This is a genomic window from Georgenia sp. Z1344 (genome assembly GCF_057652375.1).
The window spans coordinates 2,629,183-2,655,536 of sequence record NZ_CM172728.1; the positions used below are offsets into that span (position 1 = coordinate 2,629,183).

Below are 26,354 nucleotides of genomic sequence, written 5' to 3' on the forward strand. Positions count from 1 at the left end.
CCGTCCTCGACCGATAGCGAGACACCATGCTCGAGATGCTGAGCCAGGGATTCCTGGCGAACCTCGCGCCGTCCATGCTGCTCCTCGTGCTCGTGGGCACGGCGGGCGGCATGGCCATCGGCGCCATGCCGGGGCTGAGCGCCACCATGGGCCTGGCCCTGCTCGTCCCCTTCACCTTCACGATGGAACCCACCAGCGCGATGGTCCTGCTCGGGGCCTTCTACATGGGCGCCATCTACGGCGGGTCCTTCACCGCCATCCTCGTCAACGCCCCCGGCACGCCGTCCTCCGTGGCGACCGCCTTCGAGGGCTACAAGATGACGAAGAAGGGCAAGAGCGAGCTGGCCATCGTCGCCGCCACGATGGGTTCGCTCGTCGGCGGCATCATCGGTGTCATCGCCCTCATCTTCCTCGCGCCACCGCTCGCGGACTTCTCGCTGCGGTTCGGCCCGCAGGAGTACTTCTGGGTGGCGATCTTCGGTCTGACGATCATCGTCAGCATGTCGACCGGCTCGATCCTCAAGGGCCTCATCGGCGGCACGATCGGCCTGCTGCTGGCCACCATCGGGATCGCCCCGGTCGGCGGCGAGGTCCGCTTCACCTTCGGCGAGCCCATGCTCCAGGGTGGTGTCCCGCTGGTGCCGGCGATGGTCGGTCTGTTCACCATCCCCGAGGTCATCAAGCTCATCGCCCGCAAGGGTCGTGAGGCGGAGATGGAGCAGGCCCCTCGCGAGCGGGACAGCGTGTGGCAGATGATCGGTCAGACCGTCGGCAAGCCGTTCAACGCCATCCGTTCCGCGGTCATCGGCACGGTCGTCGGCATCCTGCCCGGCGCCGGCGGCAGCGTGGCCAACCTCGTGGCCTACAGCGAGGCCAAGCGCGCGTCGAAGGTCAAGGAGAACTACGGCAAGGGCGAGGTCGAGGGCGTCGTCGCGGCGGAGTCCGCCAACAACGCCACCGTCGGCGCGGGGCTCATCCCCACCCTGACGATCGGTGTGCCCGGCACGCCGCCCGACGCGATCATCCTCGGCGTGCTCCTCCTGCACGGGCTGCGGCCCGGCGCGGAGCTCTTCGAGACGTCGGGCGACCTCGTCGGCACGCTCATCGTGGCCCTCGCGGTCTCCGCGATCATGATGGTGCCGGTCGGCCTCATCGCGGGTCGCGGCCTGCAGCGCGGCGTCATCGCGCTGCCCGCGCGCTACCTCGCGCCGGGAATCATGGTGCTCACGATCGTCGGTGCGTTCGCCGTGCGCTCGTCGGTCGTCGACGTCGTCATCATGCTCGTGGTCGGCGTCGCCGCGTACTTCCTCGGGCTCGTCGGCATCAGCTCCGCGCCGATCGTCCTCGGCCTCATCCTCGGGACGATCGCCGAGACCGGGCTGGTCCAGGGCCTGCTCACCTCCCAGGGCGACGCCCACCCGTGGATGTCGTTCTTCACCCGACCGATCTGCATCGTCCTCATCGCGATGACCGTGCTCGCGCTCCTGTGGCCGATCGTCCAGGGCGTGCGCCGCCGCCGGGGCACGGGCGGCGACCTCGAGGCCGAGATGATCGATGCCAACGAGGCCGACAGGGCCGCGGCCACCGTCGGCGGGTCGACCGCCGTGTCCACGTCGGACGCGGGCACGACGGCGCACACCGGCGACGCCCGACCAGACGCGCCACCCTCACGGTCCGACCGACCGCAGGGTCACGAGGGGAAGGACTGACATGGCACGCGTACTGTCCGCCACCACGAAGGTCAACGTCCTCGTCGGGATCGTCGTCGTCGCCCTCGCCGGGTTGTTCTGGTCCCAGCGCAGCTACACGACCGAGCACGGCGGCACGTTCGCCGACCCGGTCATCCTCGTTCTCGGTGCGCTCGGGATCGTGCTGGTGATCCTCGGGCTGATCGGCCGCGACATCAGCGGGGGCGACGACCAGGACCTCGAGCGGCTGCCGATCATGCGGCTGGCGATCGCCGTCGCCGTGCTGGCCGCGTGGGTGCTCACGCTGCCCTACCTCGGGTACGTGGTCGGGGGGATCATCTTCTTCGTCCTCACCGCGCTGCTCATGCGCAAGGAGCGACCCTCGTGGAAGGGCGTCCTGCTCGACGTCGCCGTCGCGGTGGTCCTCCTCCTCGCGTTCAACTACGTGTTCAGCGAGTACCTCTACATCCGCCTGCCCGAGCTGGGCCTGTGAGCCCGGCCCGGGTGGCCGGTCCGAGTCCGGCCGACCGTCCCTGAGCCGGAGACCCCGGGCACGACGACGCACCCCTGGTGGGTGTCCGTCGTCGTGCCCGGGCGGGGGGCGGCCGGCCCACCCACGGCCCGCCGGCACCAGCGCCCTGACCGTCCGAACGACCCACCCATGCCCGAACCCGGGCGCCGCCGACCGGCGCCCGATCCCTGTGAGGAGTCCCGTTGAGAATCGTCGAGATCCGCGAGCGCACGTTCCCCATCAGCTCGCCCATCCGCAACGCGTACATCGACTTCAGCAAGATGACGCTCAGCCTCGTCGCCGTCGTCACCGACGTCGTGCGGGACGGCCGCCCCGTCGTCGGGTTCGGGTTCAACTCCAACGGCCGCTACGGGCAGGGCTCGATGATGCGTGAGCGGTTCATCCCGCGCGTCCTCGAGGCCGACCCGGCCTCCCTGCTCGACGAGACGGGCGACAACCTCGACCCGGCGGCCGTATGGGACGCGATGATGAGCAACGAGAAGCCGGGTGGGCACGGGGAACGCTCCGTCGCCGTCGGGACCATCGACATGGCCGTGTGGGACGCGGTCGCGAAGATCGCCGGGGTCCCGCTCTACCAGCTCCTCGCCGACCGGTACGGCGACGGGAGGCCGAACCGGGAGGTCTTCGTCTACGCCGCCGGCGGCTACTACTACCCCGGGCAGGACCTGGCGGCCCTGCAGGACGAGATGCGCGGCTACCTCGACCGCGGCTACACGGTGGTGAAGAAGAAGATCGGCGGGGCCGACCTCGCGACCGACCTCAGGCGCATCGACGCCATCCACGAGGTCATCGACGGCCGCGCCACGCTCGCCGTCGACGCCAACGGGCGCTTCGACCTCCCGACGGCGCTCGAGTACGGGGAGGCGCTGAGCAGCTATGACCTGTTCTGGTACGAGGAGGCCGGCGACCCGCTCGACTTCGAGCTCCAGGCGCAGCTCTCCCAGTCCTACGCCGGGCCGATGGCCACGGGGGAGAACCTGTTCTCCGTCCAGGACGCCCGCAACCTCATCCGGTACGGCGGGATGCGCCGGGACCGGGACTGGCTGCAGTTCGACTGCGCCCTCAGCTACGGGCTGGTCGAGTACCTGCGCATCCTCGACATGCTGCGCGAGCACGACTGGTCGCCGACCCGCTGCATCCCGCACGGCGGCCACCAGATGTCGCTGAGCATCGCCGCCGGGCTCGGCCTCGGCGGCAACGAGTCCTACCCCGACCTGTTCCAGCCGTTCGGCGGGTTCCCGGACGGTGCGAGCGTGGTGGATGGGGTAGTCACCCTGCCCGAGCTGCCGGGCATCGGGTTCGAGGGCAAGACCGACCTGTACGCGCTCATGGCGGAGCTCGCCGGCTGATCCGGCGGCGCAGGAGCAGCGCGACGGCGTCCGTCCGGGTGGGCCGGGCGGACGCCGTCGGGCGTCGCAGGGGCGTCAGCCGATGTTGAACATCCAGCCGATGCCGTAGCGGTCGGTCAGCATGCCGAACGAGGCGCCCCAGGGGGCCTCCTCGAGGGGCTGGGTGGCCTGTCCGCCCTCGGCCAGCCCGTGGAAGGCGGCGGTGAGGGCCTCCTTGTCGTCGGCGTCGCCGACGAGCGAGATCTGGACGCTCGAGCCCGGCTGGTGGGGCATCCCCGAGGGGACGTCCGCGGCCATGACCTGGAAGCCGAACGGCGTGGTCAGCTGGGCATGCATGACGAGGTCGGCGTCCTCGGGCGGCACCATGACCTCGCCGCCGGTGCTCTCGGCGAACGAGGCGTGCGTGTCGACCTCGAGCTCGCCGCCGAGGACGGACCGGTAGTGCTCCATCGCCTCCGCGGCGGTGCCCTGGAAGTTGAGGTAGGGGACGAGTGTGACGGTCATACGGGTTCCTCCCGTGCGACGCCGCCCGGCCGGGCGACTCGTTGTCCGGTCCCCGCGTCGTCGCGGGCACCCACCGGGCACCGGGCGCCCGACGCCGCACACGCTAGTGCGGGCCGCCGACACCGCGGAACCCCGGCACCGCCGCCCCGCGCCACTGATACGGATGTGACTCGTGGGGTCCGCGTGACGCCCCGCACCCCCAGAACGGCGCCACACCGCCAAAATCCGCCCGCCGCGCCACGCATCGGGGCCCATCTGTGCGTAGTCTCGTCGCACTGCGCCCCACCGGGCGCTCACCACGTACGACGAGAGGGATTACATGTCCGTCAACCGCACCGAGCTCGTGGCCGCCATCGCTGAGCGCGCCTCCCTGACGAAGGCCCAGGCCGACTCCGCCCTGGCCGCGTTCCAGGACGTCCTCATCGAGTCGCTCAAGGCCGGCGACCCCGTCAAGGTCACGGGTCTGCTCTCGGTCGAGCGCGTCGAGCGCGCCGCCCGCACGGGTCGCAACCCGCGCACCGGCGAGGCCATCGAGATCCCCGCCGGCTACGGCGTCAAGGTCTCGGCCGGCTCCAAGCTCAAGGACGCCGTCTCCTCGAAGTGACCTTCGGGAGCCCTGACGGGCGCGGTGCGGCTCCGGCCGCACCGCGCCCGTCGTCGTTCCGGCAGGCAACCCCCGCACCGCGCCCGGTCACGGCCCTCGACGACGAGGGTCGGCGCTCGTCGTCGGGCATGGACGTGGAGGCACACCCGGGGACGACGGCGACACACCCCCGTGGCGTTCCCGACCCCGAGGGGGACTGCCCGGCGTCGGACCGGCGTCCTAGACTGACGACCATGACCTCGATCCCGGACGAGAACCAGCCGCACTCCGCCCCGGCGGGCCCGGCGACGTCCACGGACGTCCTCGAGCGCACGGAGACCGAGCACGAGGAGCGGCTCGACTCCGGCGACGCCGAGCGGTTCGCCCACTACGTCCGCAAGGACAAGGTCGAGGCCGGCCGCCCCGTCGTCGCGCTGTGCGGCAAGGTCTGGACGCCGGGCCGGGACCCGAAGAAGTTCCCCGTCTGCCCCACCTGCAAGGAGATCTACGAGGGTCTCTCCGGCGGTGGCGAGGGCGATGGTGGCGGACGCCGCGGCTGGCCGTTCGGCCGGGGCCGCGGGGAGTGACCGCCGGACCCCACTCCCGGTCAGAGCCGACCACCTCGCACGCCGGACCTTCCGCGCCCCAGGCGCCGTCGACGGCGGCAGCCGAGCAGCTCTCGCCCGCGTTCCCGCAGCGCGCCGCGTGGGGCACGGCCGCGCCGCTGCGCGCGTGGCAGGCCGAGGCGCTCGAACGCTTCCGGGAGCGCGACTCGCGGGACTTCCTGGCCGTCGCGACCCCCGGGGCAGGCAAGACGACCTTCGCCCTGCGCGTGGCCACCGAGCTCCTCGCGAGCGGCCAGGTCCGGCGCGTGAGCGTGGTCTGCCCGACCGAGCACCTCAAGTCCCAGTGGGCCGCGGCCGCCGAGCGGGTGGGGATCGCGCTCGACCCCGCGTTCGCGAACGCCCAGGGCCGCCACGCCGCGCACTTCGACGGGGTCGCGCTGACCTACGCCCAGGTCGCCGCCAACCCGGGCCTGCACCGCGCCCGCACCGAGGCCGAGCCCACGCTCGTCATCCTCGACGAGATCCACCACGGCGGCGACGCCCTGTCCTGGGGCGACGCCGTTCGTGAGGCCTTCGAGCCCGCCCGCCGGCGCCTCGCGCTGACCGGTACCCCGTTCCGGTCCGACACGGCGGCGATCCCGTTCGTCGACTACGTGGCGGACGCCGACGGCATCCGACGCTCGCGCGCCGACGTCAGCTACAACTACGGCCAGGCGCTCGCCGACGGCGTGGTCCGGCCTGTCATCTTCCTCGCCTACTCCGGGCTCATGCGGTGGCGTACGCGCACGGGGGACGAGATCGCGGCCTCGCTCGGCGAGCCGCTGACGAAGGACCAGACTGCGCAGGCGCTGCGCACCGCCCTGGATCCCGACGGTGAGTGGGTGCCCTCCGTCCTCACCGCGGCCGACGCCCGGCTCACCGAGGTGCGCCGCACCGTCCCCGACGCCGGCGGGCTTGTCATCGCCACCGACCAGGCGGCCGCCCGGGCCTACGCGCGGGTGCTCGCGGCGATCAGCGGCGAGGAGCCGGTCGTCGTCCTCTCCGACGACGCCGGGTCGTCCGACCGCATCGAGGAGTTCGCGCGCGGCGAGCAGCGCTGGATGGTCGCCGTCCGCATGGTCTCCGAGGGCGTCGACGTGCCCCGGCTGTCCGTCGGCGTCTACGCGACGACGACGGCGACGCCCCTGTACTTCGCGCAGGCCGTGGGGCGGTTCGTGCGCGCGAGGCGGCGCGGCGAGACGGCGTCGCTGTTCCTCCCGTCGGTCGGGCCGCTGCTCGAGCTGGCCGGCGAGCTCGAGGCCGAGCGCGACCACGCGCTCGACCGGCCGGTGCGCGAGGGCGAGTTCGTCGTCCCCGAGGACCAGCTCATGGCCGAGGCCAACCGCGAGGAGAAGGCCTCCGACGAGCTCGCCCTGCCCGGGTTCGCTGCGCTCGGCTCGCAGGCCACGTTCGACCGGGTGCTCTTCGACGGCGGCCACTGGGGGACCGAGGCCGACGTCGGCTCGCCCGAGGAGCAGGAGTACCTCGGCATCCCCGGGCTGCTCGAGCCGGAGCAGGTGACGACCCTGCTGCGCGAGCGGCAGGCCAAGCAGGCCGCGGCGCAGAAGGACCAGGCGGCGGCCGCGCGCAAGCGAGCGGCGAACGCCGGCGTCGACGAGCACAAGAAGCGGGCCCGTGCGCGCAAGGAGCTGTCCTCCCTGGTGTCCGCGTGGTCGCGGCGGGCGGGCACACCGCACGGCGTCATCCACACCCAGCTGCGCTCGACGTGCGGCGGGCCCGAGATCGCCACGGCGTCGACCGAGGAGATCGAGGCCCGGATCGCGCTCGTGCGGAAGTGGTTCGTCGGCGGCCGCTGACCCAAGCTTCATCGAGATTGCGGTTCGTCGTCGTCGAGATTGCGGTTGGGAGCTGTACGACGGGTCGAGAGTGCGGGTGAGAACCGTGAGGCCTTCATCGAGATTGCGGTTCGTCGGTCACCCCGGACGCTGCGGACGCTGCGGTGGGGAGCTCGTCCCGGCGGCCGCCGGCCCATGGGGCCGCTCGCGTGAGAACCTGGACCCGACGTCGAACCTCAGGAGGATCCCGTGGGCTGGTGGCTGACCCCGATGCTGCTCGGCGCGCTCGCGATCACGATCGGCGTCGTCGAGCACGAGATCGGCTGGCTCCAATGGATCGGCGTGGGCCTCGTCGTCGTCGGACTGGCCGTGGGAATCGTCCGCCCCGGCGGCACGCGGCAGAAGCCGGGCCGCCCATCCGACCTGCGTGGGACGTCGACGCCGTACTTCGGCTGATCCCGGCCGGCGGCGAGTCGCGGCTGCCGATCACCAACCTCGCCGTCAACCTCGACGAACCGCAATCTCGACGTGCACCAACCGCAGTCTCGATGGGGCCGGCGCTGAGCCGCACTCTCGACCGTTCGTGCGGCTCCCAACCGCAATCTCGACGACGACGAACCGCAATCTCGACGAGCACCAACCGCTGTGAGTGTGGGGGTGGCTGGTCTGGGACTGGCTGGCAGGGTGGTGGCTGGTCGTTCCGCTCGTGGGTGTGACTCGGCGAACCGCAGACCCCTTGTTGGGGGTGTCTGGAGATTGATCTGTCCGCCCATGGGTGGGGTGGCCGGCACCGTCCTGGCCCATCTCGGAGACCTGATCAGAAGGTTGTCCGCCACTGGTGTGGCGTGACTCGTCACAGTGTTGTCCCGAGGTGACTCCTACCCAGAACGGCACCGGCCACCAGCGACCAGACCATCCACTCATTGGTAGGAAGGACACCAGGCCGCTATGGCTATCGTCGCGCACTCCCATCCGTTCGTCATCGGGGTCGACACCCACGCCCAGACCCATTCGTTGGCGGTGCTGGCCGCCCGCGGCGAGCTGATCGATTCTGCCCAGTTCCCGACCACGCCTGCGGGCATGGCCCGCGCGATCGCCTGGGCCGCTCGCCGCACCGGGGCCGATATGGCCGCGTTGTGGGTCATCGAGGGCGCCGCGTCCTACGGCGCGACCCTGGCCGGCGTTGTCCAGGACGCCGGCTATCAGGTCGTGGAGGCCGCGCGGATGAACCCGCGCGGGAACCGGGGCGTGGGTAAGTCCGATGCCCTGGATGCCTACCGCATCGCGGCCGCCGTCCTCCCGCTTCAGGTCAGCCGGCTGCGGCACCTCCGCGCCGCTAGTGGGGTCCGGGCCGCGCTGCGGGTCCTGCTCACCGCCCGCGAGCAGATGAACAGCGAACGTACCGCGGCCACGAACGCGCTGACCGCGCTGCTGCGCGTCAGCGACCTGGGTATCGATGCGCGCCGGGCCCCGGGCAAGAAGGTGATCGCCATGATCAGCCGGTGGCGCGAGCGCGATGAGGACATCGCCACCGCGACCGCCCGCAGCGAGGCCGTCCGCCTGGCCGCCCAGATCCTGGCCCTGGACGTCGAGCTCGCCACGAACAAGAAGCGCATCACCGTTCTGGTCAAGTCCAGCCTGGCCGCGCCGCTGCTCGAGATGCATGGTGTCGGGCCGATCACCGCGGCCGTGTCACTGACCGTGTTCTCCCACCCGGGCCGGTTGCGTTCCGAGGCCGCGTTCGCGGCCCTGGCCGGGGTCAGCCCGATCCCGGCCTCCTCGGGCAACACCGTGCGACACCGCCTCAACCGCGGGGGCGACCGGCAACTGAACAGGGTCCTGCATACCGCGGTCGTGACCCGGATGAGTCACGACCCCGAGACCCGCGCCTACGTCGAACGCCGCGCCGGCGAGCACCGCACCAAGGCCGAGATCCGCCGCTGCCTCAAGCGCTACCTCGCCCGCCGCATCTTCCGCACCCTCAACAGCACCCCCGAACCCACCATGGCCGCTTGACGAAACATAGAAGGATCAATCTCGACGTGCACCAACCGCAGTCTCGACGAACGGAGGGTGGACGTCAGGCGTGGCCGCTCGGGTCCTCGAGGGCGTCGTCGCTCGGGTCGACGTCGACGTGCCGGGTCGGGATCGCCGGCTCGCCCTCCGAAAGCCGCCACGCCGGGTACGGGAGCGCGGCGCGGGACTCGGCGTGCCGGGCCTTCGCGGCCTCGAGCGCGTCGGGGCCGTGGTGCTCGGCCACGGGTTCGCCGCCGACCACGAGGTCGACCATGAGGCGTCGCGCCCCCTGCCGGTCGACCTCGGCCCACACCTGGTCCGCCGAGGTCCCGGAGACGACGAGCTCCTCGACCGCGTGCCCGGCGCCGTCGACGATCCGCCCCGCGCGCTTGAGCCCGCCGACCGACTTCTTCGACGTCGACCGCTTGGCGACCTCCCGGGGCCGGCCGTCGGCGCCCTCGCGCGAGACGAGCTTGTAGACGAGCTCGGCGGTGGGGTGGCCGGACCCGGTGACGAGCTTGGTGCCCACCCCGTAGCTGTCCACGGGGGCGGCGTTGAGGGCGGCGATCGCGTACTCGTCGAGGTCGGAGGTCACGGTGATCCGCGTCGTCGTGGCGCCGAGGGCGTCGAGCTGTGCGCGCACGGTGAACGCCTGCGCCACGAGGTCGCCCGAGTCGAGGCGCACGGCCCCGAGCTCGCCACCCGCGGCGCGCGCGGCGGCGACGGCCCGCTCGACCCCGCGCTCGACGTCGTAGGTGTCGACGAGCAGCGTGGTGCCCGGCCCGAGGGCGTCGACCTGCGCGGCGAACGCGTCCTCCTCGGAGTCGTGCAGCAGCGTGAACGAGTGGGCGGCCGTGCCGATCGCGGTGATGCCGTACCGGCGCCCGGCCTCGAGGACCGAGGTCGCGGAGAAACCGCCGACGACGGCGGCCCGCGCGGCGGCCACGGCGGAGTCCTCGTGGGTGCGGCGCGCGCCCATCTCGAGCAGCGGCCGGCCGTGGGCAGCGGTCGCCATCCGGGACGCGGCGGCGGCCACGGCGGAGTCGTGGTTGAGGATCGACAGGACGAGGGTCTCGAGGATGACGGCCTCGGCGAACGTGCCCTCGACCACCACGATCGGGGAGCCGGGGAAGAACACCTCGCCCTCGGGGTAGCCCACGACGTTCCCGGTGAAGCGGTACTCGCGCAGCCGGTCGATCGTCTCGTCGGACACGATCTTCGCCCGGTGGAGGTAGTCGAGCTCGTCGGGGCCGAACGTGAAGTCGCCGATCGAGTCGAGCAGCCGCCCGATGCCGGCGACCACGGCGTACCTGCGCCTGGCCGGCAGTCGACGGTTGAAGACCTCGAAGACGCTCTGCCGGTCGGCGGTGCCCGAGCGGACGGCGGCCTCGACCATCGTCAGCTCGTACATGTCCGTCTTGAGCGCGGTCGATGCGCGGTGGCTCATGTGGGGAGAGTAGTCGCGCGTCGGACCGCGGCGGTTATCGTGGACGTCATGGTTCAACCCGCGGTCCCGGCCGCCCCGGCGGCACCCACCGCCCCGGAGACCGACCGGCAGGCCGAGGAGAGCGCCGAGGCGGCGGCACGCCGGGCCCCGTCGTGGCGCTGCGTCGTCCACGACGACCCGGTCAACCTCATGACCTACGTGACCTGGGTGTTCCAGAGCTACTTCGGCTACCCGGAGTCCCGGGCGCACCGCCTCATGCTCCAGGTCCACCACGAGGGCCGGGCGATCGTGTCGACGGGGTCGCGGGAGTCGGTCGAGGCCGACGCGGCCGCGATGCACGGCTACGGCCTGTGGGCCACCATCGAGGAGGGCGAGGACTGACATGGACCCCTTCCGGCGCGTGCGCGGCGGGATCGCCTCCCACCTCGACGTCCACGAGCGACTCTTCCTCGCCCGGCCGTTCTCCGACGTCGCCGAGCTCCTCGGCCATCGCGAGCCGCACACCACCCTGCCCGACGCCGCAGCCTCCTCCGCTGGCGCCGGCACCTCCGGGGGCGGGGCCGCCCCCGGCGACGACGACGCAGCCCCGGCGGACGGTTCCGCGAGACCGGACGGTTCCGCGCCGTCGGCGGGCGCCGCCCGGCGGGGTGAGGGCGCACCGACGGGCGACGACGCCGTCCTCGCCGCCCTCGACTTCGTCCCCTCCGACGCCGGCCCCGCGGGCGACCGGCCCCCGACCGACCCGGCACTGGCCCGGCTGCTGCCCTCGATGTCCGAGGACGAGGCGATCGCGGGCGAGCTGCGCGAGCTCACCGAGGCGCCGCTGCGGGCGGACAAGATCCGGCGGATCATGGCGGTCGTCGACGAGCTCGACACTCCGACCGGCCCGCGGGGCTCGTTCTTCGTCCGGGACGGCCAGGAGGCCGACGTCCTGCGGGCCGTCAACGACGTCCGGCTCGTCCTCGGCACCCGCCTCGGGGTGGGGGACACGCTCGCGGACGACGAGCTGTACGCGCGCGCCGAGGCGGCCGGCAAGGGCGCGAGCGACGGCCCGGACGCCGTGCTCGAGGCCATGGCGATCCTTTACACGTCCTTGACCTGGTGGCAGGAGTCACTGATCAACGCGCTGCACACCAGGCCGCGGTCGAACTAGCGTCGTCGCCATGAACGATGCGCCCATCGGCATCTTCGACTCAGGCGTCGGAGGTCTGACGGTGGCTCGCGCCGTCATCGACCAGCTCCCGCAGGAGGAGGTGGTCTACATCGGCGACACGGCGAACACCCCCTACGGTCCGCGCCCGATCAGCGAGGTCCGCCACCTCGCGCTCGAGGTGATGGACGAGCTCGTCACCGCCGGCGTCAAGCTCCTCGTCATCGCCTGCAACTCGGCCTCGGCGGCCGTCCTCGCGGACGCCCGGGAGCGGTACGCGCTCGACGCCGGGGTGCCCGTCGTCGAGGTCATCCGCCCCGCCGTCCGCCGCGCGGTAGCCGCCACCGGCAACGGGCGCGTGGGGGTCATCGCCACGCGGGCGACCGTCGACTCGGGCGCGTACCGCGACGCGTTCGCCGCGGCCCCCCGGCTCGACCTGACGGTCGCCCCCGCGCCGCGGTTCGTCGAGCTCGTCGAGGCCGGCATCACCTCGGGCCCCGAGGTCCTCGCCGTCGCCGAGGAGTACCTCGCGCCCGCGAAGGAGGCGGGCGTCGACACGCTCGTCCTCGGCTGCACGCACTACCCGCTGCTGACCGGCGCCATCTCCTACGTCATGGGTCCCGACGTCACGCTCGTCTCGTCCGCCGAGGAGACGGCGAAGGACGTCTACCGCACCCTCGTGGCGCACGACATCGAGCGGAGCCCCGACGCCGCGCCGCCGCAGCACCGGTTCCTGTCCACGGGCGACCCGGAGGAGTTCGGGCGCCTCGCCCGCCGCTTCCTCGGCCCCGAGGTGCGCAGCGTCGAGGCCACGCGGCGCGGGGCGGTGGCGCTGTGAGGCTCACCGTCGTCGGCTGCTCCGGCTCGATGTCCGGCCCCGACTCCGCGGCGTCCGCCTACCTCGTCGAGGCGCGCGGTCCGGGGGAGGACGGCGCGGAGCGCACCTGGTCGATCGTGCTCGACCTCGGCCCGGGTGCGATGGGCGCGCTGCTCAACCACGTGGACCCCCGTGAGCTCGACGCCGTCGTGCTCTCCCACCTGCACGCGGACCACATGGTCGACCTCATCGGGATGCAGGTCTACCGGCGGTGGCACCCGGACGGCCCGCTCCCGCCGCTCGACGTCCACGGGCCTGCCGGCACGCTCGAGCGCACGCGGGCGGTCGGCGGGGACGACGAGGACGAGGACTACTCCGACGTCCTCACCTTCCGCACCCTGTCCACCGGCACCCCGGTGGCGGTCGGTCCGATGACGGTCGAGGTCTTCGACGCGTGGCACCCGGTACCGGCGTTCGGGATCCGCGTGACCGGGCCGTCGGAGGACGGCGCCGGCACCGTCTCCCTGGGCTACACGGGAGACACCGACTCCTGCCCCGGCCAGGACGCGATGGCGCAGGGGCTCGACCTCCTCCTGTCCGAGGCCGCGTTCCAGGAGGACCGGGACGAGGCCCGCGGCATCCACCTCACCGGCCGGCGCGCCGGCGAGCTCGCGGTCACCGGCGGGGTCGGGCGCCTCGTCCTCACCCACGTCCAGCCCTGGACGGACAAGCCGACCGTGCTCGACGAGGCGCGCTCCGTGTACGACGGTCAGGTCGACCTCGCGGCACCCGGCGCCACCTGGGTGCTCTGACAGCCTCCCGGTTGCTCTGTCAGACTTCCGGTCGCTGCGTCCCGCTCCGCCGATCCCGCTCCGCCGAGAGCGGATCGGCCGCCGGGCCCGCCGGCGACCGGCCTACCATCGACCATGGCCGAGACCGGACCCGCACCGCTGCGATCCCTGCGTCGCACGCCGCAGGAACCCCTGTGGCGCCACATGCTCGGGGAGCGGCTGCGGGCGCTGCGGCACGCGCGGGGCGAGCGGCTCGGGGACACGGCCGGTCGTGCGGGCGTCTCGCCCCAGTACCTCTCGGAGATGGAGAGGGGCGTCAAGGACCCCTCGAGCGAGATGATCGCCGCCGTCGCGGGCGCGCTCGGTGTCTCGCTCGTCGACCTCACCGTCGCCGTCAGCCGGGAGCTCGTGGCCCACGAGGCGCACGGCGCTCAACGATCGCGTGGGGCCGAGGTGCGGGCGACGCTCGCCGTCGCCGCCTGAGCGACGCCCAGGACCCGGGCGACGTGCAGCACGCGGGCGACGCCCAGGACCCGCGCGACGCTCAGGACCCGGGCGACGTTCGTCTCCCGAGCACCGCTCGCCGCCGTCGGCCGACCGGCGTGCGCGGCCCGGCCGCGCCGCTCACCTGCCCGTGAGCACGCGGTCGACGATCCCGTAGTCGACCGCCCCCTGGGCGGTGAGGACGAGGTCCCGGTCGGTGTCCGCCCGCAGCCGCTCGACCCCCTGCCCGGTGTGCTCGGCCATGATCGACTCCATCTCGGACCGGGTCCGCACGAGCTCGTCGGCCTGGAGGATGAGGTCGGGGATCGAGCCGCGCCCCTGGGCCGCCGGCTGGTGCAGCACCACCCGCGAGTGCGGCAGGACGGCACGCTTGCCCGGGGCGCCCGCGGCGAGCAGCACGGCACCGACGGAGACGGCCTGACCGACGCACGTGGTGGCGACGTCGGGCCGGATGTACCGCATCGTGTCGTAGATACCGAGCATCGCGCTGGGGTCCCCGCCCTCGCACGTGATGTAGAGGTGGATGTCCGCGGCCGGGTCGTCCTGCTCGAGGTAGATGAGCTGGGCGATGAGCGCGCCGGCCACCCCGGAGTCGATGCCGGTGCCGAGGTAGACGATGCGCTCGCTCAGCAGGTGGGAGTAGACGTCCATCGCGCGCTCGCCGCGCGGATGACGCTGGACGACGTTCGGGATCGTGTAGGAGCTCATCGCGCGGCCCCCACGGCCCCGCCGAGCGCGGGGATGCGTCGCGCACGGCGGGGTGCGACGTCGTCGAAGTCGGTGACGATCTCGTCGACGAACCCGTACTCCCTCGCCTCGCCGGCCGTGTACCACCGGTCGTGCAGGGAGTCCTCGAGGACCTGGGCGAACGGCCGGCCCGTGTCCTCGGCGACGAGGCCGAGCACCGTGTCCCGGGTGTGCCGCAGGTCGTCCGCCTGCAGCTCGACGTCGACCGCGCTCCCGGCGATCCCCGCCGAGCCCTGGTGCATGAGGACCCGTGCGTGCGGCATCGCCCGGCGCAGCCCCGGCGTGCCCGCGGACAGGAGGAACTGGCCGGCGCTGTAGGCGATCCCGAGGGCGAGCGTGGCCACGTCGCACGGGATCGTGCGCATGACGTCGCGGATCGCGAGCATCGCCGGGACGGACCCGCCGGGGGAGTGGATCCACAGCGCGATCCCGGCGGTCGGGTCGTCGACGGCGAGCGTCATCAGCTGGGTGGCCAGGAGAGTGCCGTTGTCGTCGTCGAGCTGGCCGTCGAGGACGAGCACGCGCTGGTCGTAGAGCGACCGGCGTGCCTCGGCGTCGAACCGGGGTGGGGGTGGGTTCTCGCTCATGGGGCGACGCTCGCACCCCGGCAGGGGTGAGGTCGCGCCGTGCTGCTCACGGCAGGTCTGCCCTCGGCGGAACGGCCACCGGGTGGTCGCGTCTGCGCCCATGCCGGGCGCGCCGTTAGCCTGCACGCGTGATTGCACCAGGTGACCGCGCGTCCGACCCGCTCGACCCCACCACCGACCCCGCCGGCGGGGCGCCCACGGGCGCCGCACCCGCCGGCACCCCCACGGCGGGCATGCCGTCCACCGGCACGACCACGACGACGCCGAACGGCACCGCGTCCGGCGTCCCCGACGCCATGCGCGCCGACGTCCGCCTGCTCGGCAACATGCTCGGCCAGGTGCTCAAGGAGTCCGGGTCCGAGGGGCTGTACGACGACGTCGAGACGCTGCGCGAGCTCGTCATAGACGCGCGCCGGGCGAGCAGCGCCACGGACATCGCCCGCGCCGAGGAGGTCGTCGCCGGCTTCACGCCCGAGCGCGCCATCGAGGTGGCCCGGGCCTTCTCCTGCTACTTCCACCTCGCCAACCTCGCCGAGGAGCAGCAGCGCGTCCGCGTGCTGCGCGAGACCGAGGGCGGCGGCAGCCGCGGCTTCACGTCCCCCAGCTCGCTGCCGGGCGCCGTGCGCGCGCTCGCCGACGAGGTGGGCGAGGAGGAGGCCCGCCGCCGCCTCGGCGAGCTCCGCTTCCACCCCGTCTTCACGGCGCACCCGACCGAGGCGCGTCGCCGCGCGGTCACCCGGTCGATCCGCACGCTCGGCGAGCTCATCGACGCCCGCGACGACGACCGGCTCGGTCCGTTCGCCCTCGCCGAGATCGACCGCGAGCTCCTCGCCGCCGTCGACACGCTGTGGCGCACCGCCGAGCTGCGCCCCTACAGCCCCGGCCCGCTCGACGAGGTCCGCACCCTCATGCAGACCTTCGACAGCTCGCTCGTCGACGTCATCCCCGCCGTCTACCGGCGGCTCGACGACGCGCTGGACCCCGAGGGCGCCGGCATCGCCGAGCCCGTCGCGCCGGCGTTCGTCCGCCTCGGCAGCTGGATCGGTGGCGACCGGGACGGCAACCCCAACGTGGTCTCGCCCCTGACGATCGAGGCCTCGCGCATCATGTCCGAGCACGCGCTCGCCACCATCGGGGAGCGCACCCGGCACGTCGCCATGCACCTGACCGTCGCGGACTCCTTGGTCGCCCCGGCCGACGCGGTCTCGCGCCTGTGGCAGATGCAGCGCCAGCTGAGCCCGGCGCTCGCGGAGCAGGTCGCCTCGACCTCCCCGGGGGAGACCCACCGGCGCGTCCTGCTGTTCGTCGCCGGCCGCCTCGACGCCACGCGGGAGCGCGACGCCGACCTCGCCTACGCCGACCCGGAGGAGGCGCTCGACGACATCCGCACCGTCCGCGCCTCGCTCGCGGCCGCCGGCGCGCACCGGGCCGCGAACGGCGACATCGCCGACCTCGAGCGCCAGCTCGTCACCTTCGGCTTCCACGGCGCCGAGCTCGAGATGCGTCAGCACAGCAAGGTGCACCGCCAGGCGCTCGCGATCCTCGACGGGGAGGTGGACCCCGAGGAGCACCCGCCGGCCGTGCCGGTCGAGGAGGTGCTCGACACGATGCGGGCCGTCGCCCTCGTCCAGCGCCGGCTCGGCGAGGGGGCGGCGGGCCGCTACCTCGTCTCGTTCACCCAGTCGAGCGAGGACATCGCCAACGTCTACCGGCTCGCGCGGATCGCCGCGGGGGACGGACGCCACGCCCCGGTCATCGACGTCGTGCCCCTGTTCGAGACGTTCGAGGACCTGCGCAACGCGCCCCGGATCCTCACCGAGATGCTCGACATCCCGGACGTCCAGGAGCGGCTCGCCGCGAACGGGCGCCAGATCGAGGTCACGCTCGGCTACTCGGACTCCGCGAAGGACGTGGGGCCGGTGGCCGCCACGATCGCGCTCTACGACGCGCAGCGGCAGATCGCCGACTGGGCGAAGGAGCACGACATCGCGCTCACCCAGTTCCACGGGCGCGGCGGCGCGCTCGGCCGTGGCGGCGGCCCCGCCCACCGGGCCGTGCTCGCGCAGCCGCCGCACAGCGTCGACCTGCGGTTCAAGGTGACCGAGCAGGGCGAGGTCATCTCGGCGAGGTACTTCAACCAGGCCATCGGCATCCGGCACATCGAGTCCGTCGCCGCCGCCACGCTCATGGCCTCCGCACCGAGCGTGGAGCGGCGCAACGCCGAGGCGGCCGAGCGGTTCGCCGAGCTCGCCGAGCGGCTCACCACGACGTCCCGCGAGCGGTTCGACGCGCTCGTCGGCGCCGAGGGCTTCCCCGCCTGGTTCGCCCAGGTCACCCCGCAGGAGGAGGTCGGCCACCTCGCGATCGGCTCGCGGCCGGCCAAGCGCGGCCTGTCGGTCGAGTCGCTCGACGACCTGCGCGCCATCCCGTGGAACTTCGCCTGGTCGCAGGCCCGGACCAACCTGACCGGCTGGTTCGGCCTCGGGACGGCGCTCGCGGAGGTCGGCGACGTCGAGCTCCTGCGCTCCGCCTACGCGCAGTGGCCGCTGTTCGCCACGATGGTCGACAACATCGAGATGTCGCTGGCCAAGGCCGACGACCTCATCGCCGCCCGCTACCTCGCCCTCGGCGACCGCGAGGACCTGTCCGCCATGGTCCTCGAGGAGCTCGAGCTCACGCGCCGCTGGGTCCTCGAGGTCACGGGCCAGGACGAGCTGCTCCAGTCCCACCGGGTGCTCGGCCGCGCCGTGGCGCTGCGCAACCCGTACATCGACGCCCTCTCGCTCCTCCAGCTGCGGGCGCTGCGCGTGCTCCGTGGTGACGTGGACGAGGTGCCGGACGAGGTCCACCAGCTCCTCCTCATCACCCTCAAGGGAGCGGCCGCCGGCCTCCAGAACACGGGGTGACCCACCCCCCGACTCCTCGTCGAGACTGCGGTTGGTGCTCGCCGAGATTGCGGTTGGTGCACCTCGACGTCGGGCGGCTCCGATCGGTTGGTGCACCAACCGCAGTCTCGGAGAACGGATCCCGCGCGCGCTCACACGTGTCGACAGTGCGGTTCAGCGGCCTGAGCCGCACTCTCGACCAACGGCGGTGGAGGGGGGGCCGCCCGGGGTGCCGGACCGGACCGCCCACCTCGGCGCGCGCCGGTAGCCTCGACCCATGACCTCTGACTCGACGAGCACACCCGTGCCCCGCGCCGACGGCCGCGCGCCCGACCAGCTCCGCGACGTGCGGATCACCCGCGGCTGGCAGAAGGCGGGCGAGGGGTCGGTCCTCGTCGAGTTCGGCGACACCCGCGTGCTGTGCGTCGCGTCGTTCACGGCCGGCGTCCCGCGCTGGCGCAAGGACTCCGGCGAGGGCTGGGTGACCGCCGAGTACGCGATGCTCCCGCGCGCCACGAACGACCGCTCCCAGCGCGAGTCCGTGCGCGGGAAGATCGGCGGCCGCACGCACGAGATCAGCCGCCTCATCGGCCGGTCGCTGCGCGCCGTCGTCGACATGTCCGCGCTCGGCGAGAACTCGATCGTGCTCGACTGCGACGTCCTCCAGGCCGACGGCGGTACCCGCACCGCCGCCATCACCGGCGCCTACGTGGCGCTCGCCGACGCGATCACCTGGGGCCAGCGTGAGGGCCACGTCCGCAAGGGCGCCGGCGTGCTCAAGGACTCCGTCGCGGCGATCTCCGTGGGCGTCGTCGACGGGCGCCCCGTCCTCGACCTGCCCTACGTCGAGGACGTCGCCGCCGACACCGACATGAACGTCGTCGTCACCGGGGGCGGGAAGTTCATCGAGATCCAGGGCACCGCCGAGGGCGAGGCGTTCGACCGCGCCGAGCTCGACGCCCTCCTCGACCTCGCCCTCACCGGCACCGCCCGCCTCACCGAGCTCCAGCGCGAGGCTCTCGCCGGCGGGGCCGGCGCGTGACGAACCACCCGAGCCCGACGCCGGAGCCCGCCCCGGGCGGTCACGTCACCGGGCGTGACGGCACAGCCGGGCAGGTCCCGACGCCGGAGCCCGGCGCGGGCGCATCGATCCGTCCGCGGCTCGTGCTCGCCACCCACAACCCCGGCAAGCTCGCCGAGCTGCGCGAGATCCTCGCCCCGCTCGTCCCGGGCCTCGCGCCGGAGGAGGTCGTCACGGCCGGGGAGCTCGGCATCGACCCGCCGGTCGAGGACGGTGTGACGTTCGAGGCCAACGCGCTGCTCAAGGCGCGCGCGATCGCCACGGCCTCGGGCCTGCCCGCGGTGGCCGACGACTCCGGCCTCGCCGTCGACGTGCTCGGCGGATCGCCCGGTGTGTTCTCTGCACGCTGGTCCGGCCGGCACGGGGACGACGCCGCGAACAACGCGCTGCTGCTCGCCCAGCTCGCCGACGTGTCCGACGAGCATCGCGCGGCGCGGTTCGTGTGCGCGGCCGCGCTCGTGGTGCCCGGTGCTCCCGGCGCGACACCGGTCGAGGTCACGCGGTGCGGCGAGATGCCGGGGCGCCTGCTGCGCGAGGCGCGGGGGAGCGGCGGCTTCGGCTACGACCCGCTGTTCCTGCCCGACGGCGAGACGCGGTCCGCGGCCGAGCTCGCGCCCGCCGAGAAGCACGCGATCAGCCACCGGGGTGCGGCGTTCCGTGCCCTCGCCCCCGATGTTGTGCGCGTGCTCGACGCGCGCTGACTCCCGGTCCGGTCAGCTCCCGGTGCGACCCGCGCGTGCGGCCGCCTGTCGCGCGACGTCGGGCCGGTGGTGCGCCACCCATTCGCCGATCCGGTGGCGCGCCCACTGCTCGTCGAACTGGGACAGCGGGATCGCCGTTCTCGACTCACCGCTGTCCGGGTCGGTGCCGTAGCGCGCAGGGTCCTGGGCGTAGGTGCGCTCCGCCAGCGGACCGCCCGTGACCTCCGTGGTGCCGCGGCCCACCAGCCCCAGGCCCTCGCGGCGGAAGGCGCTGAACCCCTCCGTCGGAGCGCCGCCTCCGAGCGGGGTGATCGTCGGGATCACCTCGGCCGCCCGGACGTCGTCCCACGCCATCCGCCGGACGGAGGAGTCACCGACGTACTCGAGGCCGTCGGGGGACAGGGTGAGTGACAGGCCGGCCGCGGAGTCGCGGGCTGCCCGCCGGCCCAGCCAGGCGATGAGCGCGGTCGACACGGCGGCGGCACCCAGTGCGACGAGCACCGACCACGGGATCCCCGCGAGCGCGAAGAGGGGCCAGTAGACCAGGGCGGTCGCGACGAGCAGGCCGGCGATCCGCGCGGGCGTGCGCGTGATCGTCTCGGCCGCGTGTCGGGAACTGGTGCCGGCGACGAACTGCTCGGTGGTCACGAAGTCGTCATCCATCCGGGCTCCTTCATCGCTTGACTGGCATCTGGATCAGGGTGCGCGCGCCGCACGAGAAACGTACCGAGCACCGGCCCAATCAGGTCCGTCGACGCTACCTGCTCCCCGGCCGCGCCGGCGGGGGCTCTGCGGTTGCGTCCAGGATCGCGAGGGGGGGAGGACTCCCCGGCAACGGGGTCACGATTCGTGCTCGATCTCGGTAAAGATCGACGTCCATGACGAGACACCCGACGGCGAGGACCGGCACCACAGCATGAACACCACGAACAGCGGGCACTTCGAGGGCGGGGATTCGCAGGACGCAGTGCTGCTCGTCGTCGATGACGACGCTCGCACGGTCGGCATCGAGCTCGCCGCGGACTGGCCGGAGATCGTCGTAGAGAGGGACCTCGGTCTCCATCTGGTGGAGGCGTATCGCGCGGCGGTCGCCGCGCGCGACACGAGCCAGATGGACCAGGTTGATCTGGACGGGTTGCTCGCCAGGTTGCGGACACTGACCGAGATGACGCCTGAACAGCTCCGGGAGCACCTGGGAACTGCCGCGACCGACGCCTCCTGGCGTTCGTCGAGCGGGTCGGGGAACGACGATCTGCTCGATCCCGAGTTCCGTGCCACCCATGCCGAGCGGCTCCGCGAGATCCACAGTGAGACCGACGAGGTGACGTCGCCGGACGGTCTTCTCACGCTGCAAGGCATCGCAGGGCAGCCGACCGGACTGACGATCGCGCGCGGCTGGTCGACCCGGTACGAGGTCGACACACAGGCCGTACAGCTCTTCGCGTTGCTCGAGGAGCTGGCTCGGCGACATGACGAGCGTCTCGCCCAGCTCGACCTCGAGTTCCCGGGCCTGGCAGACCGCCAGCAGGCCACGATCGACCGTGGGCTCGACCTGGTACGGAGCATCCCGCTGACAGAGGACGACGAAGGACGGAGACAGACCGATGGCTGATATCGAGATCACCTACAGCGTCGTGCGTTCGGTGGCAACGACCTGGAACACGACGCTCGCCGACGAGTACACGAGCCTCAAGGGCCGGGCGGAGTCGTTCACGGTCGACAGCTCCTCCTGGAGCGGCGGGGTCGGCGGCGTCTACGACTCCATCCGTACGACGATGGCTGCGATCGCCGGTGGAGGTAGCGACGAGATGGAACTGATGGCGGGGGCCCTGACGGCCGCGTGCAACCACTACGAGGAGACGGACGAGGAGTCCGAGTACGAGTTCGATACTCGCACCTGACCTCCGCCTCTGGGTATGGACCACCACGACGACTCACCGACGACGAACTGAGAAGAGGACGATATGTCGAGCGCCGAGTTCCTGAGGTCCGAGCTACGCCGAGTCTCGGGCGAGCTGCGTGATGCCGAGGGCGGCCTGCGCAACTTTCCGAACCAGGTCCCGCCGGTGGTCAGCAGTGCGGTCAGTGGCCCCGCGAACGATCTTGCTGACGGCTGCGCGAACGCGGCCGGCGACGCCGATCGCGTCGAGCTGAACGTCCGGGACGACGCCGCGGTGCAGCAGGCGAAGGATGACTGGATCGCGTGGGCGGAGTCCGTGCTCGAGACCATCACGGACTTCCAGACCACCGAGGTCGGACCGCAGCACTGGTCGGCGGACGGTGCCACCGCCTACGCCAACGCCCGCACGCCGCAGAGCGACGCGATGACGTTCATCGAGCAGCACGCCCGCGACATCGCACGTGAGCTGGAGATCTACGGCGAAGCCATCGACGACTTCCGTAACTCGGGCCTGCTGTGGGTCGGGGAGATCGTCCTGCTGCTCGCGTCGATCGTCGCGATCCTCGCCACCCCCGTCACATTCGGGGTCTCGGGGGTCCTCGGCATCATCGGGCTCGTCGGCTCCCTCGTGATGATGGGCTTCACGATCGCCAACCTCATCGAGCTCGCCAACCAGCTGAAGGACACGACGCCGTTCGACGAGCTGCTTGCCACCATCTCCTCGACCCCGTCCCTCCGTTCGGGTGAGTGGCCCTACGCACTCAAGGCGCAGGACTGACGAGCGGAAGCTGCTTCCTCACGGTCGGGTGCGGTCGGAACCGGGTCGAGTCGCAAGCCGGACGACCAGCACCACGAGCCGCCAACCGAGGAAGCCGGCGGCGAACAGGCCGGCAGCCACGAGCACGAACGTCCATGCGGTCCCGCCGCCGGTGAGTGCGCGCAGTGCCATGCCGATCCCGAGGGTGCCGAGCCAGACGAGCACCCCGGTGGGCCACAGCGAGGTCGGGGCACGCCACAGCCGACCCGCCACCCACGTGATCGCGAGCGCGGCGAGGAACGGCCACGCAATGCGAGCCAGGTCCCCGGCGCCCCGCTCGTGGGCGTCCGCACCGCCGAGTGTGAAGGCCGCGACCACTGCCACGTCGAGGAGGAGCGCCCACCACACGACGCCACGACGCCGCGCGACCGGTGTCACGCCGTCGGGTCGGGTGGGCGAGGCTCCGGTCCCCGTACGACCGACGTCGTCGTGACGAGCGGGACGGTCCCCGACCCGCTCCCCGCCTCTCGTCACGGCAGGCGGCCGAGGTGCGCGAGCGCGCGGCGCACGAGGTCGGCGTGCCCCTCGGACATGTCGCCGGTGATCTCCGGGGTCACGACCTCGCGCGGGGTGAACCAGCTGAGCTCGAGGGTGTCGTTGGACGGGCTGCAGTCGCCGGCGACGGGCACGATGTAGGCCAGCGACACCGCGTGCTGGCGCGGGTCGAGGTAGTGCTCGCCGGGCGTGGGGAAGTACTGGCCGATCGCGTACGGCACCGGGGAGACCGGGAGCTGGGGGAGCGCGAGCGGGCCGAGGTCCTTGTCGAGGTGGCGCACGAGCGCCTGGCGCACCGTCTCCTGGAACAGGACGCGGCCGGAGACGAGCTCGCGGGTGATGGTCCCCTCGGGCCGCGCGCGCAGGAGGAGGCCGACCGCCTCGAGGGTGCCGTTCTCGCCGACCCGCACGGGGACGACGTCGACGTAGAGCATCGGCACCTTGCGGCGGACGAGCTCGAGCTCCTCCTCGGACAGCCAGGGACCCATGTCGTCGGACGCGATGTCGCTCACCCGTCGTTTCTACCCCGGCGGCGTGCGTCGGCGCGACTCCGCCGCGGCCGGGGAACGCACGACCTCGCCGGGACCTGTGCACGAGTCGGGACTCGTTCGGGCGCGGTCGCTAGGCCGACAGGCATGGCACGCGACACTGCAGGGTTGATCCGCGACGCGCTCGCGCTCGACGTGGACCAGCGCGCAGTCGTCGCGCGCGCCCTCATCGAGAGCCTCGAAGACGCGTCCGGCGTGGGTGAGAGCGAAGAAGAGTGGCGTGACGAGGCTGTTCGGCGGCTGGCCGAGGTCAGGGCCGGCACGGTGGAGGCGGTGGAGGCGTTGCATGCTGACGAGCACCATGCGCGTCTACGTGCCTCGCTTACTGCATGACCCTGGACCAGCGGGAACCGCAAGGTGCGCGAGGCGGGACTCGAACCCGCACGCCCGAAGGCACCAGGACCTAAACCTGGCGCGGCTGCCAGTTACGCCACTCGCGCTCGCGGGCACGGCCCGCGAAGGACGAGCCTACGTCGTCGTCGGCCGACGATCACCACGTCGACCGACGACGAACACCCCGGTGCTGAACGCGCCTACGCTGCCGCGGCGAGCCCCAGCTCGCGCGCGAGGAGTGCCATGTGCCCCTTGGCCCGCACGTTGTACCGCACCCAGCTCACGACGCCGTCCGGGTCAAGGACCGCGGTCGAGCGGATGAGCCCCTCGTAGGTGCGCCCGTAGTTCTTCTTCTCGCCCCACGTGCCCCATGCCTCGGAGACGGCGTGGTCCTCGTCGGAGAGCAGGTCGAACGGGATCGCGTCCTGCTCGACGGCGCGGGCGAGCCGCTCGACGGGGTCGGGCGAGATGCCGACGAGCGCGTACCCGGCGTCGGTGAAGACGTCGTACCGGTCGCGGGCGTCGCACGTCTGCTGCCGGCACGCCGGGGTCAGGGCCTGCGGGTAGAAGTAGACGATGAGTCCGGTGCGGCCCTCGGCGAGGAGCTCGTCGAGCGTGCGGACGGCGCCGGTGTGCGCGGGCAGCGAGAAACCGGGCGCGGCGCTCCCGATCGCGAGCCGCGCCCCTGCGGGGGCAGTCACGCGCCGAGGACCTCGCGCAGGCGCGCGACGTGGCCGTTGGGGTCCACGCCGTACTCGACGTGGGTCAGGCGCATCTCGGGGTCGACGACGAAGGTCGAGCGCTTGTTGCCCGTCTGGACGCCGAACGGGGTCTCGTGCGTGCCCCACGTGCCGTACGCGTCGCCGACCGCGTGGTCCTCGTCCGACGCGAAGGGGAAGGTCACGTGGTTGTCCGCCGCGAACGACTCGAGGTCGGCGACGGGGTCCGCGGAGATGCCGACCAGGGAGTAGCCGGCGGCGGCGAGGGCCGCCTCGTTGTCCCGGAAGTCGCACGCCTCGGTCGTGCAGCCGGGCGTTGCGGCCTTCGGGTAGAAGTAGACGATCGCGCCCTTGCCCGAGCCGACGAGCTCGGACAGGACGACCCGCGAACCGTCGTGCGCGGGGAGGTCGAAGTCGGGCGCCTGGTCACCGGCGGAGAGAGAAGTCATGCGCCCATCGTGGCATCACCCGCCCCGTCCGCGCCGGTGCGACCGAGGAAGAGACACGACGACGAGACCCGCGATCACGACCGCCGCCAGCAGCGCGCCGGCGCCCGCGGGCGAGGCGGCGAACAGAGGGAGGACGGCGGGTGCGGCGGCGCCGGCCGCGAACTGGGCCGACTGCGTGACCGAGGTCGCGCCGGCCTCGTTGGTGGGTGTCGAGGCGATCGCGAGGCTCGTGCACAGGATCCGCACGCACGAGGCGGTCGCCCCGCACAGCGCGACGGCGAGCACGAGCAGCCACAGTGCGGGGGAGACCTGGACGGCGAACGTGGCCGAGGCGAGGACGGCCGCCGCCACGGCGCCCATGGCGAGCATCCCGAACCGGTCCGCCCAGGCGCCGGCGAGCCGCGCCGTCGCGAACCCCGCCACCCCGAAGGCGACGACGACGAGCCCGCGCTGCGCCGGTGGCAGGCCGAACCTGTCGGTGGCGATGAGGGCGGCCGAGAGCACGACGAAGTTGGCGGCGAGCTGGGCGGTGGCCGCCATCACCGTCACGGAGCCGAGCCGAGGGTTGAGCAGGGCGCCCCAGGCGGCGGGTGCGGTGGGCACACGTGTGGGCCGGCCCGACGGGGTGAGCAGCGCGAGGACCACGGCGGCAAGTGCGGTGGCGACGAAGGCGATCCGCCAGTCGTGGCCGGCCGCGAGGCCCCCGGCGAGCGGTGACAGCGCCTGACCGGCTGCCTGTGCGGCGGCGAACCCGCCCAGCGCTCGCCCGACCCGGCCCCGGTCGGTCGCGGCCACGATGAGCGTGATGAGCACGGGTGTGAGGAAGGCGTTGGCCGCGCCCTGGACCGCGCGGGCGCCGAGGAACAGCGGGAGCGTGGGGACCAGGGCGCACGCCACCGAGGACGCCGCGTAGGAGGCGTAGCCCACGCGGACGACCGTGGCCCGGTCCCACCGGTCGGCCAGGGTGCCGGACACCAGGAGCAGGAGCGCGAAAGGGCCGAGGTACCAGGTGATCGACTGCGAGGCCCCGTGGACGGTGGTGCCGAGCCCCTCGGCGAGCTCGGGCAGCATCGTCGAGACCATCCCGCCGCCGAACGGACCCATGAACCCGCCCACGTAGAGCACCCACAGACGCCGGGGAGCGGTCGGGGGCGGCGTCGTCACCGCGCCAGGGTAGGCCGCGCGAAACGCGGACGCCTGCCGGCCGTCGGTCGTGAGAAGCGGCCTCCGTCTGGGCATCTCGATGCGGACGTCCCCGCTATCGTCAGGGATGGGGGCGCGCAATGCTGCGACGGGCCCCGAACTGCGGG

Annotated in this window: 30 protein-coding genes and 1 tRNA gene; 20 read left to right on the plus strand and 11 right to left on the minus strand. The window is 72.8% G+C overall.

All coding sequences use genetic code 11. From position 1 onward, the window contains the following. Positions 1-26 precede the first annotated feature (26 nt). The 3 genes from AC24FB_RS11945 (at position 27) to AC24FB_RS11955 (ending at position 3,569) form a co-directional block, all read left to right on the plus strand. On the plus strand, positions 27-1,709 hold the full coding sequence (locus AC24FB_RS11945; protein ID WP_425715518.1) for a tripartite tricarboxylate transporter permease: 1,683 nt from the start codon (positions 27-29) through the stop codon (positions 1,707-1,709). Between the two features lies 1 nt (position 1,710). Continuing rightward, a complete protein-coding gene (locus AC24FB_RS11950) occupies positions 1,711-2,181 on the plus strand; it encodes a tripartite tricarboxylate transporter TctB family protein (protein ID WP_425715519.1) in 471 nt (156 codons plus the stop codon). A gap of 221 nt (positions 2,182-2,402) precedes the next feature. Next, positions 2,403-3,569 (plus strand): mandelate racemase/muconate lactonizing enzyme family protein, encoded by a 1,167-nt coding sequence (locus AC24FB_RS11955; protein WP_425715520.1) that lies wholly within the window; start codon positions 2,403-2,405, stop codon positions 3,567-3,569. Between the two features lie 75 nt (positions 3,570-3,644). Here the strand turns inward: AC24FB_RS11955 and AC24FB_RS11960 are convergent, their stop codons facing one another. Beyond that, entirely contained in the window at positions 3,645-4,073 is a 429-nt protein-coding gene (locus AC24FB_RS11960) for a VOC family protein (RefSeq protein ID WP_425715521.1), read from the minus strand. Positions 4,074-4,392: 319 nt separating this feature from the next. Here AC24FB_RS11960 and AC24FB_RS11965 point away from each other — a divergent pair, with 319 nt between their 5' ends. The 5 genes from AC24FB_RS11965 (at position 4,393) to AC24FB_RS11985 (ending at position 9,073) form a co-directional block, all read left to right on the plus strand. After that, positions 4,393-4,677 (plus strand): HU family DNA-binding protein, encoded by a 285-nt coding sequence (locus AC24FB_RS11965; RefSeq protein WP_425715522.1) that lies wholly within the window; start codon positions 4,393-4,395, stop codon positions 4,675-4,677. 233 nt (positions 4,678-4,910) lie between these two features. Continuing rightward, the gene (locus AC24FB_RS11970) at positions 4,911-5,243 is read left to right on the plus strand and encodes a DUF3039 domain-containing protein (protein ID WP_425715523.1); all 333 of its coding nucleotides are present in this window, start codon (positions 4,911-4,913) and stop codon (positions 5,241-5,243) included. Beyond that, on the plus strand, positions 5,240-7,078 hold the full coding sequence (locus AC24FB_RS11975; RefSeq protein WP_425715524.1) for a DEAD/DEAH box helicase: 1,839 nt from the start codon (positions 5,240-5,242) through the stop codon (positions 7,076-7,078). Before AC24FB_RS11970 ends, AC24FB_RS11975 begins: the two co-directional genes overlap by 4 nt. A gap of 228 nt (positions 7,079-7,306) precedes the next feature. Next, entirely contained in the window at positions 7,307-7,513 is a 207-nt protein-coding gene (locus AC24FB_RS11980) for a hypothetical protein (RefSeq protein ID WP_425715525.1), read from the plus strand. Positions 7,514-8,005: 492 nt separating this feature from the next. After that, positions 8,006-9,073 (plus strand): IS110 family RNA-guided transposase, encoded by a 1,068-nt coding sequence (locus AC24FB_RS11985; RefSeq protein WP_463653755.1) that lies wholly within the window; start codon positions 8,006-8,008, stop codon positions 9,071-9,073. Positions 9,074-9,137: 64 nt separating this feature from the next. Here AC24FB_RS11985 and AC24FB_RS11990 read toward each other — a convergent pair whose 3' ends face one another. After that, a complete protein-coding gene (locus AC24FB_RS11990) occupies positions 9,138-10,520 on the minus strand; it encodes a nicotinate phosphoribosyltransferase (protein WP_425715049.1) in 1,383 nt (460 codons plus the stop codon). A gap of 48 nt (positions 10,521-10,568) precedes the next feature. Here AC24FB_RS11990 and clpS point away from each other — a divergent pair, with 48 nt between their 5' ends. The 5 genes from clpS to AC24FB_RS12015 all read left to right on the plus strand — a co-directional run bounded on the left by clpS (position 10,569) and on the right by AC24FB_RS12015 (position 13,761). Continuing rightward, positions 10,569-10,901: an ATP-dependent Clp protease adapter ClpS gene (gene clpS, locus AC24FB_RS11995; RefSeq protein ID WP_425715048.1), complete on the plus strand. Its 333-nt coding sequence runs from the start codon at positions 10,569-10,571 to the stop codon at positions 10,899-10,901. Position 10,902: 1 nt separating this feature from the next. Beyond that, a complete protein-coding gene (locus AC24FB_RS12000; protein WP_425715047.1) occupies positions 10,903-11,673 on the plus strand; it encodes a DUF2017 family protein in 771 nt (256 codons plus the stop codon). Between the two features lie 10 nt (positions 11,674-11,683). Beyond that, positions 11,684-12,508, plus strand: coding sequence for a glutamate racemase (gene murI, locus AC24FB_RS12005; RefSeq protein WP_425715045.1), 825 nt, complete (start codon positions 11,684-11,686; stop codon positions 12,506-12,508). Further along, complete coding sequence (locus AC24FB_RS12010; protein ID WP_425715043.1) at positions 12,505-13,299, plus strand: MBL fold metallo-hydrolase; 795 nt, start codon at positions 12,505-12,507, stop codon at positions 13,297-13,299. Before murI ends, AC24FB_RS12010 begins: the two co-directional genes overlap by 4 nt. 114 nt (positions 13,300-13,413) lie before the next feature. Then, positions 13,414-13,761, plus strand: a complete 348-nt coding sequence (locus tag AC24FB_RS12015) for a helix-turn-helix domain-containing protein (RefSeq protein ID WP_425715042.1) — start codon at positions 13,414-13,416, stop codon at positions 13,759-13,761. A 141-nt stretch (positions 13,762-13,902) separates the two neighbouring features. On the opposite strand, the gene AC24FB_RS12020 is transcribed toward AC24FB_RS12015, so the two are convergent. Both AC24FB_RS12020 and AC24FB_RS12025 read right to left on the minus strand, forming a co-directional pair. Beyond that, positions 13,903-14,490, minus strand: a complete 588-nt coding sequence (locus AC24FB_RS12020; protein ID WP_425715041.1) for a ClpP family protease — start codon at positions 14,488-14,490, stop codon at positions 13,903-13,905. After that, positions 14,487-15,116 carry a ClpP family protease gene (locus AC24FB_RS12025; protein ID WP_425715040.1) on the minus strand — a complete coding sequence of 210 codons (630 nt, stop codon included), beginning with the start codon at positions 15,114-15,116 and terminating at the stop codon, positions 14,487-14,489. Before AC24FB_RS12025 ends, AC24FB_RS12020 begins: the two co-directional genes overlap by 4 nt. Before the next feature lie 233 nt (positions 15,117-15,349). Between AC24FB_RS12025 and AC24FB_RS12030 the strand changes: the two genes are divergently transcribed. The 3 genes from AC24FB_RS12030 (at position 15,350) to rdgB (ending at position 19,783) form a co-directional block, all read left to right on the plus strand. Then, positions 15,350-18,022, plus strand: coding sequence for a phosphoenolpyruvate carboxylase (locus AC24FB_RS12030; protein WP_425715058.1), 2,673 nt, complete (start codon positions 15,350-15,352; stop codon positions 18,020-18,022). 256 nt (positions 18,023-18,278) lie between these two features. After that, entirely contained in the window at positions 18,279-19,043 is a 765-nt protein-coding gene (gene rph, locus AC24FB_RS12035; RefSeq protein WP_425715038.1) for a ribonuclease PH, read from the plus strand. A 107-nt stretch (positions 19,044-19,150) separates the two neighbouring features. Beyond that, positions 19,151-19,783, plus strand: a complete 633-nt coding sequence (gene rdgB, locus AC24FB_RS12040; protein ID WP_425715056.1) for an RdgB/HAM1 family non-canonical purine NTP pyrophosphatase — start codon at positions 19,151-19,153, stop codon at positions 19,781-19,783. A gap of 12 nt (positions 19,784-19,795) precedes the next feature. On the opposite strand, the gene AC24FB_RS12045 is transcribed toward rdgB, so the two are convergent. After that, the gene (locus AC24FB_RS12045) at positions 19,796-20,446 is read right to left on the minus strand and encodes a hypothetical protein (protein ID WP_425715037.1); all 651 of its coding nucleotides are present in this window, start codon (positions 20,444-20,446) and stop codon (positions 19,796-19,798) included. A 253-nt stretch (positions 20,447-20,699) separates the two neighbouring features. Between AC24FB_RS12045 and AC24FB_RS12050 the strand changes: the two genes are divergently transcribed. The 3 genes from AC24FB_RS12050 to AC24FB_RS12060 all read left to right on the plus strand — a co-directional run bounded on the left by AC24FB_RS12050 (position 20,700) and on the right by AC24FB_RS12060 (position 22,461). Next, positions 20,700-21,395 (plus strand): hypothetical protein, encoded by a 696-nt coding sequence (locus AC24FB_RS12050; protein WP_425715036.1) that lies wholly within the window; start codon positions 20,700-20,702, stop codon positions 21,393-21,395. After that, complete coding sequence (locus tag AC24FB_RS12055; protein ID WP_425715035.1) at positions 21,388-21,684, plus strand: hypothetical protein; 297 nt, start codon at positions 21,388-21,390, stop codon at positions 21,682-21,684. The genes AC24FB_RS12050 and AC24FB_RS12055 overlap by 8 nt, the downstream gene beginning before the upstream one ends. 63 nt (positions 21,685-21,747) lie before the next feature. Beyond that, positions 21,748-22,461, plus strand: a complete 714-nt coding sequence (locus AC24FB_RS12060; RefSeq protein ID WP_425715034.1) for a hypothetical protein — start codon at positions 21,748-21,750, stop codon at positions 22,459-22,461. A gap of 18 nt (positions 22,462-22,479) precedes the next feature. Here the strand turns inward: AC24FB_RS12060 and AC24FB_RS12065 are convergent, their stop codons facing one another. Both AC24FB_RS12065 and AC24FB_RS12070 read right to left on the minus strand, forming a co-directional pair. Next, positions 22,480-22,878 carry a DUF3054 domain-containing protein gene (locus AC24FB_RS12065; RefSeq protein ID WP_425715033.1) on the minus strand — a complete coding sequence of 133 codons (399 nt, stop codon included), beginning with the start codon at positions 22,876-22,878 and terminating at the stop codon, positions 22,480-22,482. Positions 22,879-22,970: 92 nt separating this feature from the next. Then, positions 22,971-23,507, minus strand: a complete 537-nt coding sequence (locus tag AC24FB_RS12070) for a DUF4916 domain-containing protein (protein WP_425715032.1) — start codon at positions 23,505-23,507, stop codon at positions 22,971-22,973. Between the two features lie 123 nt (positions 23,508-23,630). Here AC24FB_RS12070 and AC24FB_RS12075 point away from each other — a divergent pair, with 123 nt between their 5' ends. Then, positions 23,631-23,876, plus strand: coding sequence for an addiction module protein (locus tag AC24FB_RS12075; RefSeq protein ID WP_425715031.1), 246 nt, complete (start codon positions 23,631-23,633; stop codon positions 23,874-23,876). A 25-nt stretch (positions 23,877-23,901) separates the two neighbouring features. On the opposite strand, the gene AC24FB_RS12080 is transcribed toward AC24FB_RS12075, so the two are convergent. The 4 genes from AC24FB_RS12080 to AC24FB_RS12095 all read right to left on the minus strand — a co-directional run bounded on the left by AC24FB_RS12080 (position 23,902) and on the right by AC24FB_RS12095 (position 26,208). Then, positions 23,902-23,983, minus strand: a tRNA-Leu gene (locus AC24FB_RS12080). A 93-nt stretch (positions 23,984-24,076) separates the two neighbouring features. Then, positions 24,077-24,577, minus strand: coding sequence for a peroxiredoxin (locus tag AC24FB_RS12085; protein ID WP_425715030.1), 501 nt, complete (start codon positions 24,575-24,577; stop codon positions 24,077-24,079). Beyond that, on the minus strand, positions 24,574-25,044 hold the full coding sequence (locus tag AC24FB_RS12090) for a peroxiredoxin (protein WP_425715029.1): 471 nt from the start codon (positions 25,042-25,044) through the stop codon (positions 24,574-24,576). The genes AC24FB_RS12085 and AC24FB_RS12090 overlap by 4 nt, the downstream gene beginning before the upstream one ends. A 15-nt stretch (positions 25,045-25,059) precedes the next feature. Beyond that, the gene (locus tag AC24FB_RS12095) at positions 25,060-26,208 is read right to left on the minus strand and encodes an MFS transporter (RefSeq protein WP_425715028.1); all 1,149 of its coding nucleotides are present in this window, start codon (positions 26,206-26,208) and stop codon (positions 25,060-25,062) included. Positions 26,209-26,354: the final 146 nt, after the last annotated feature.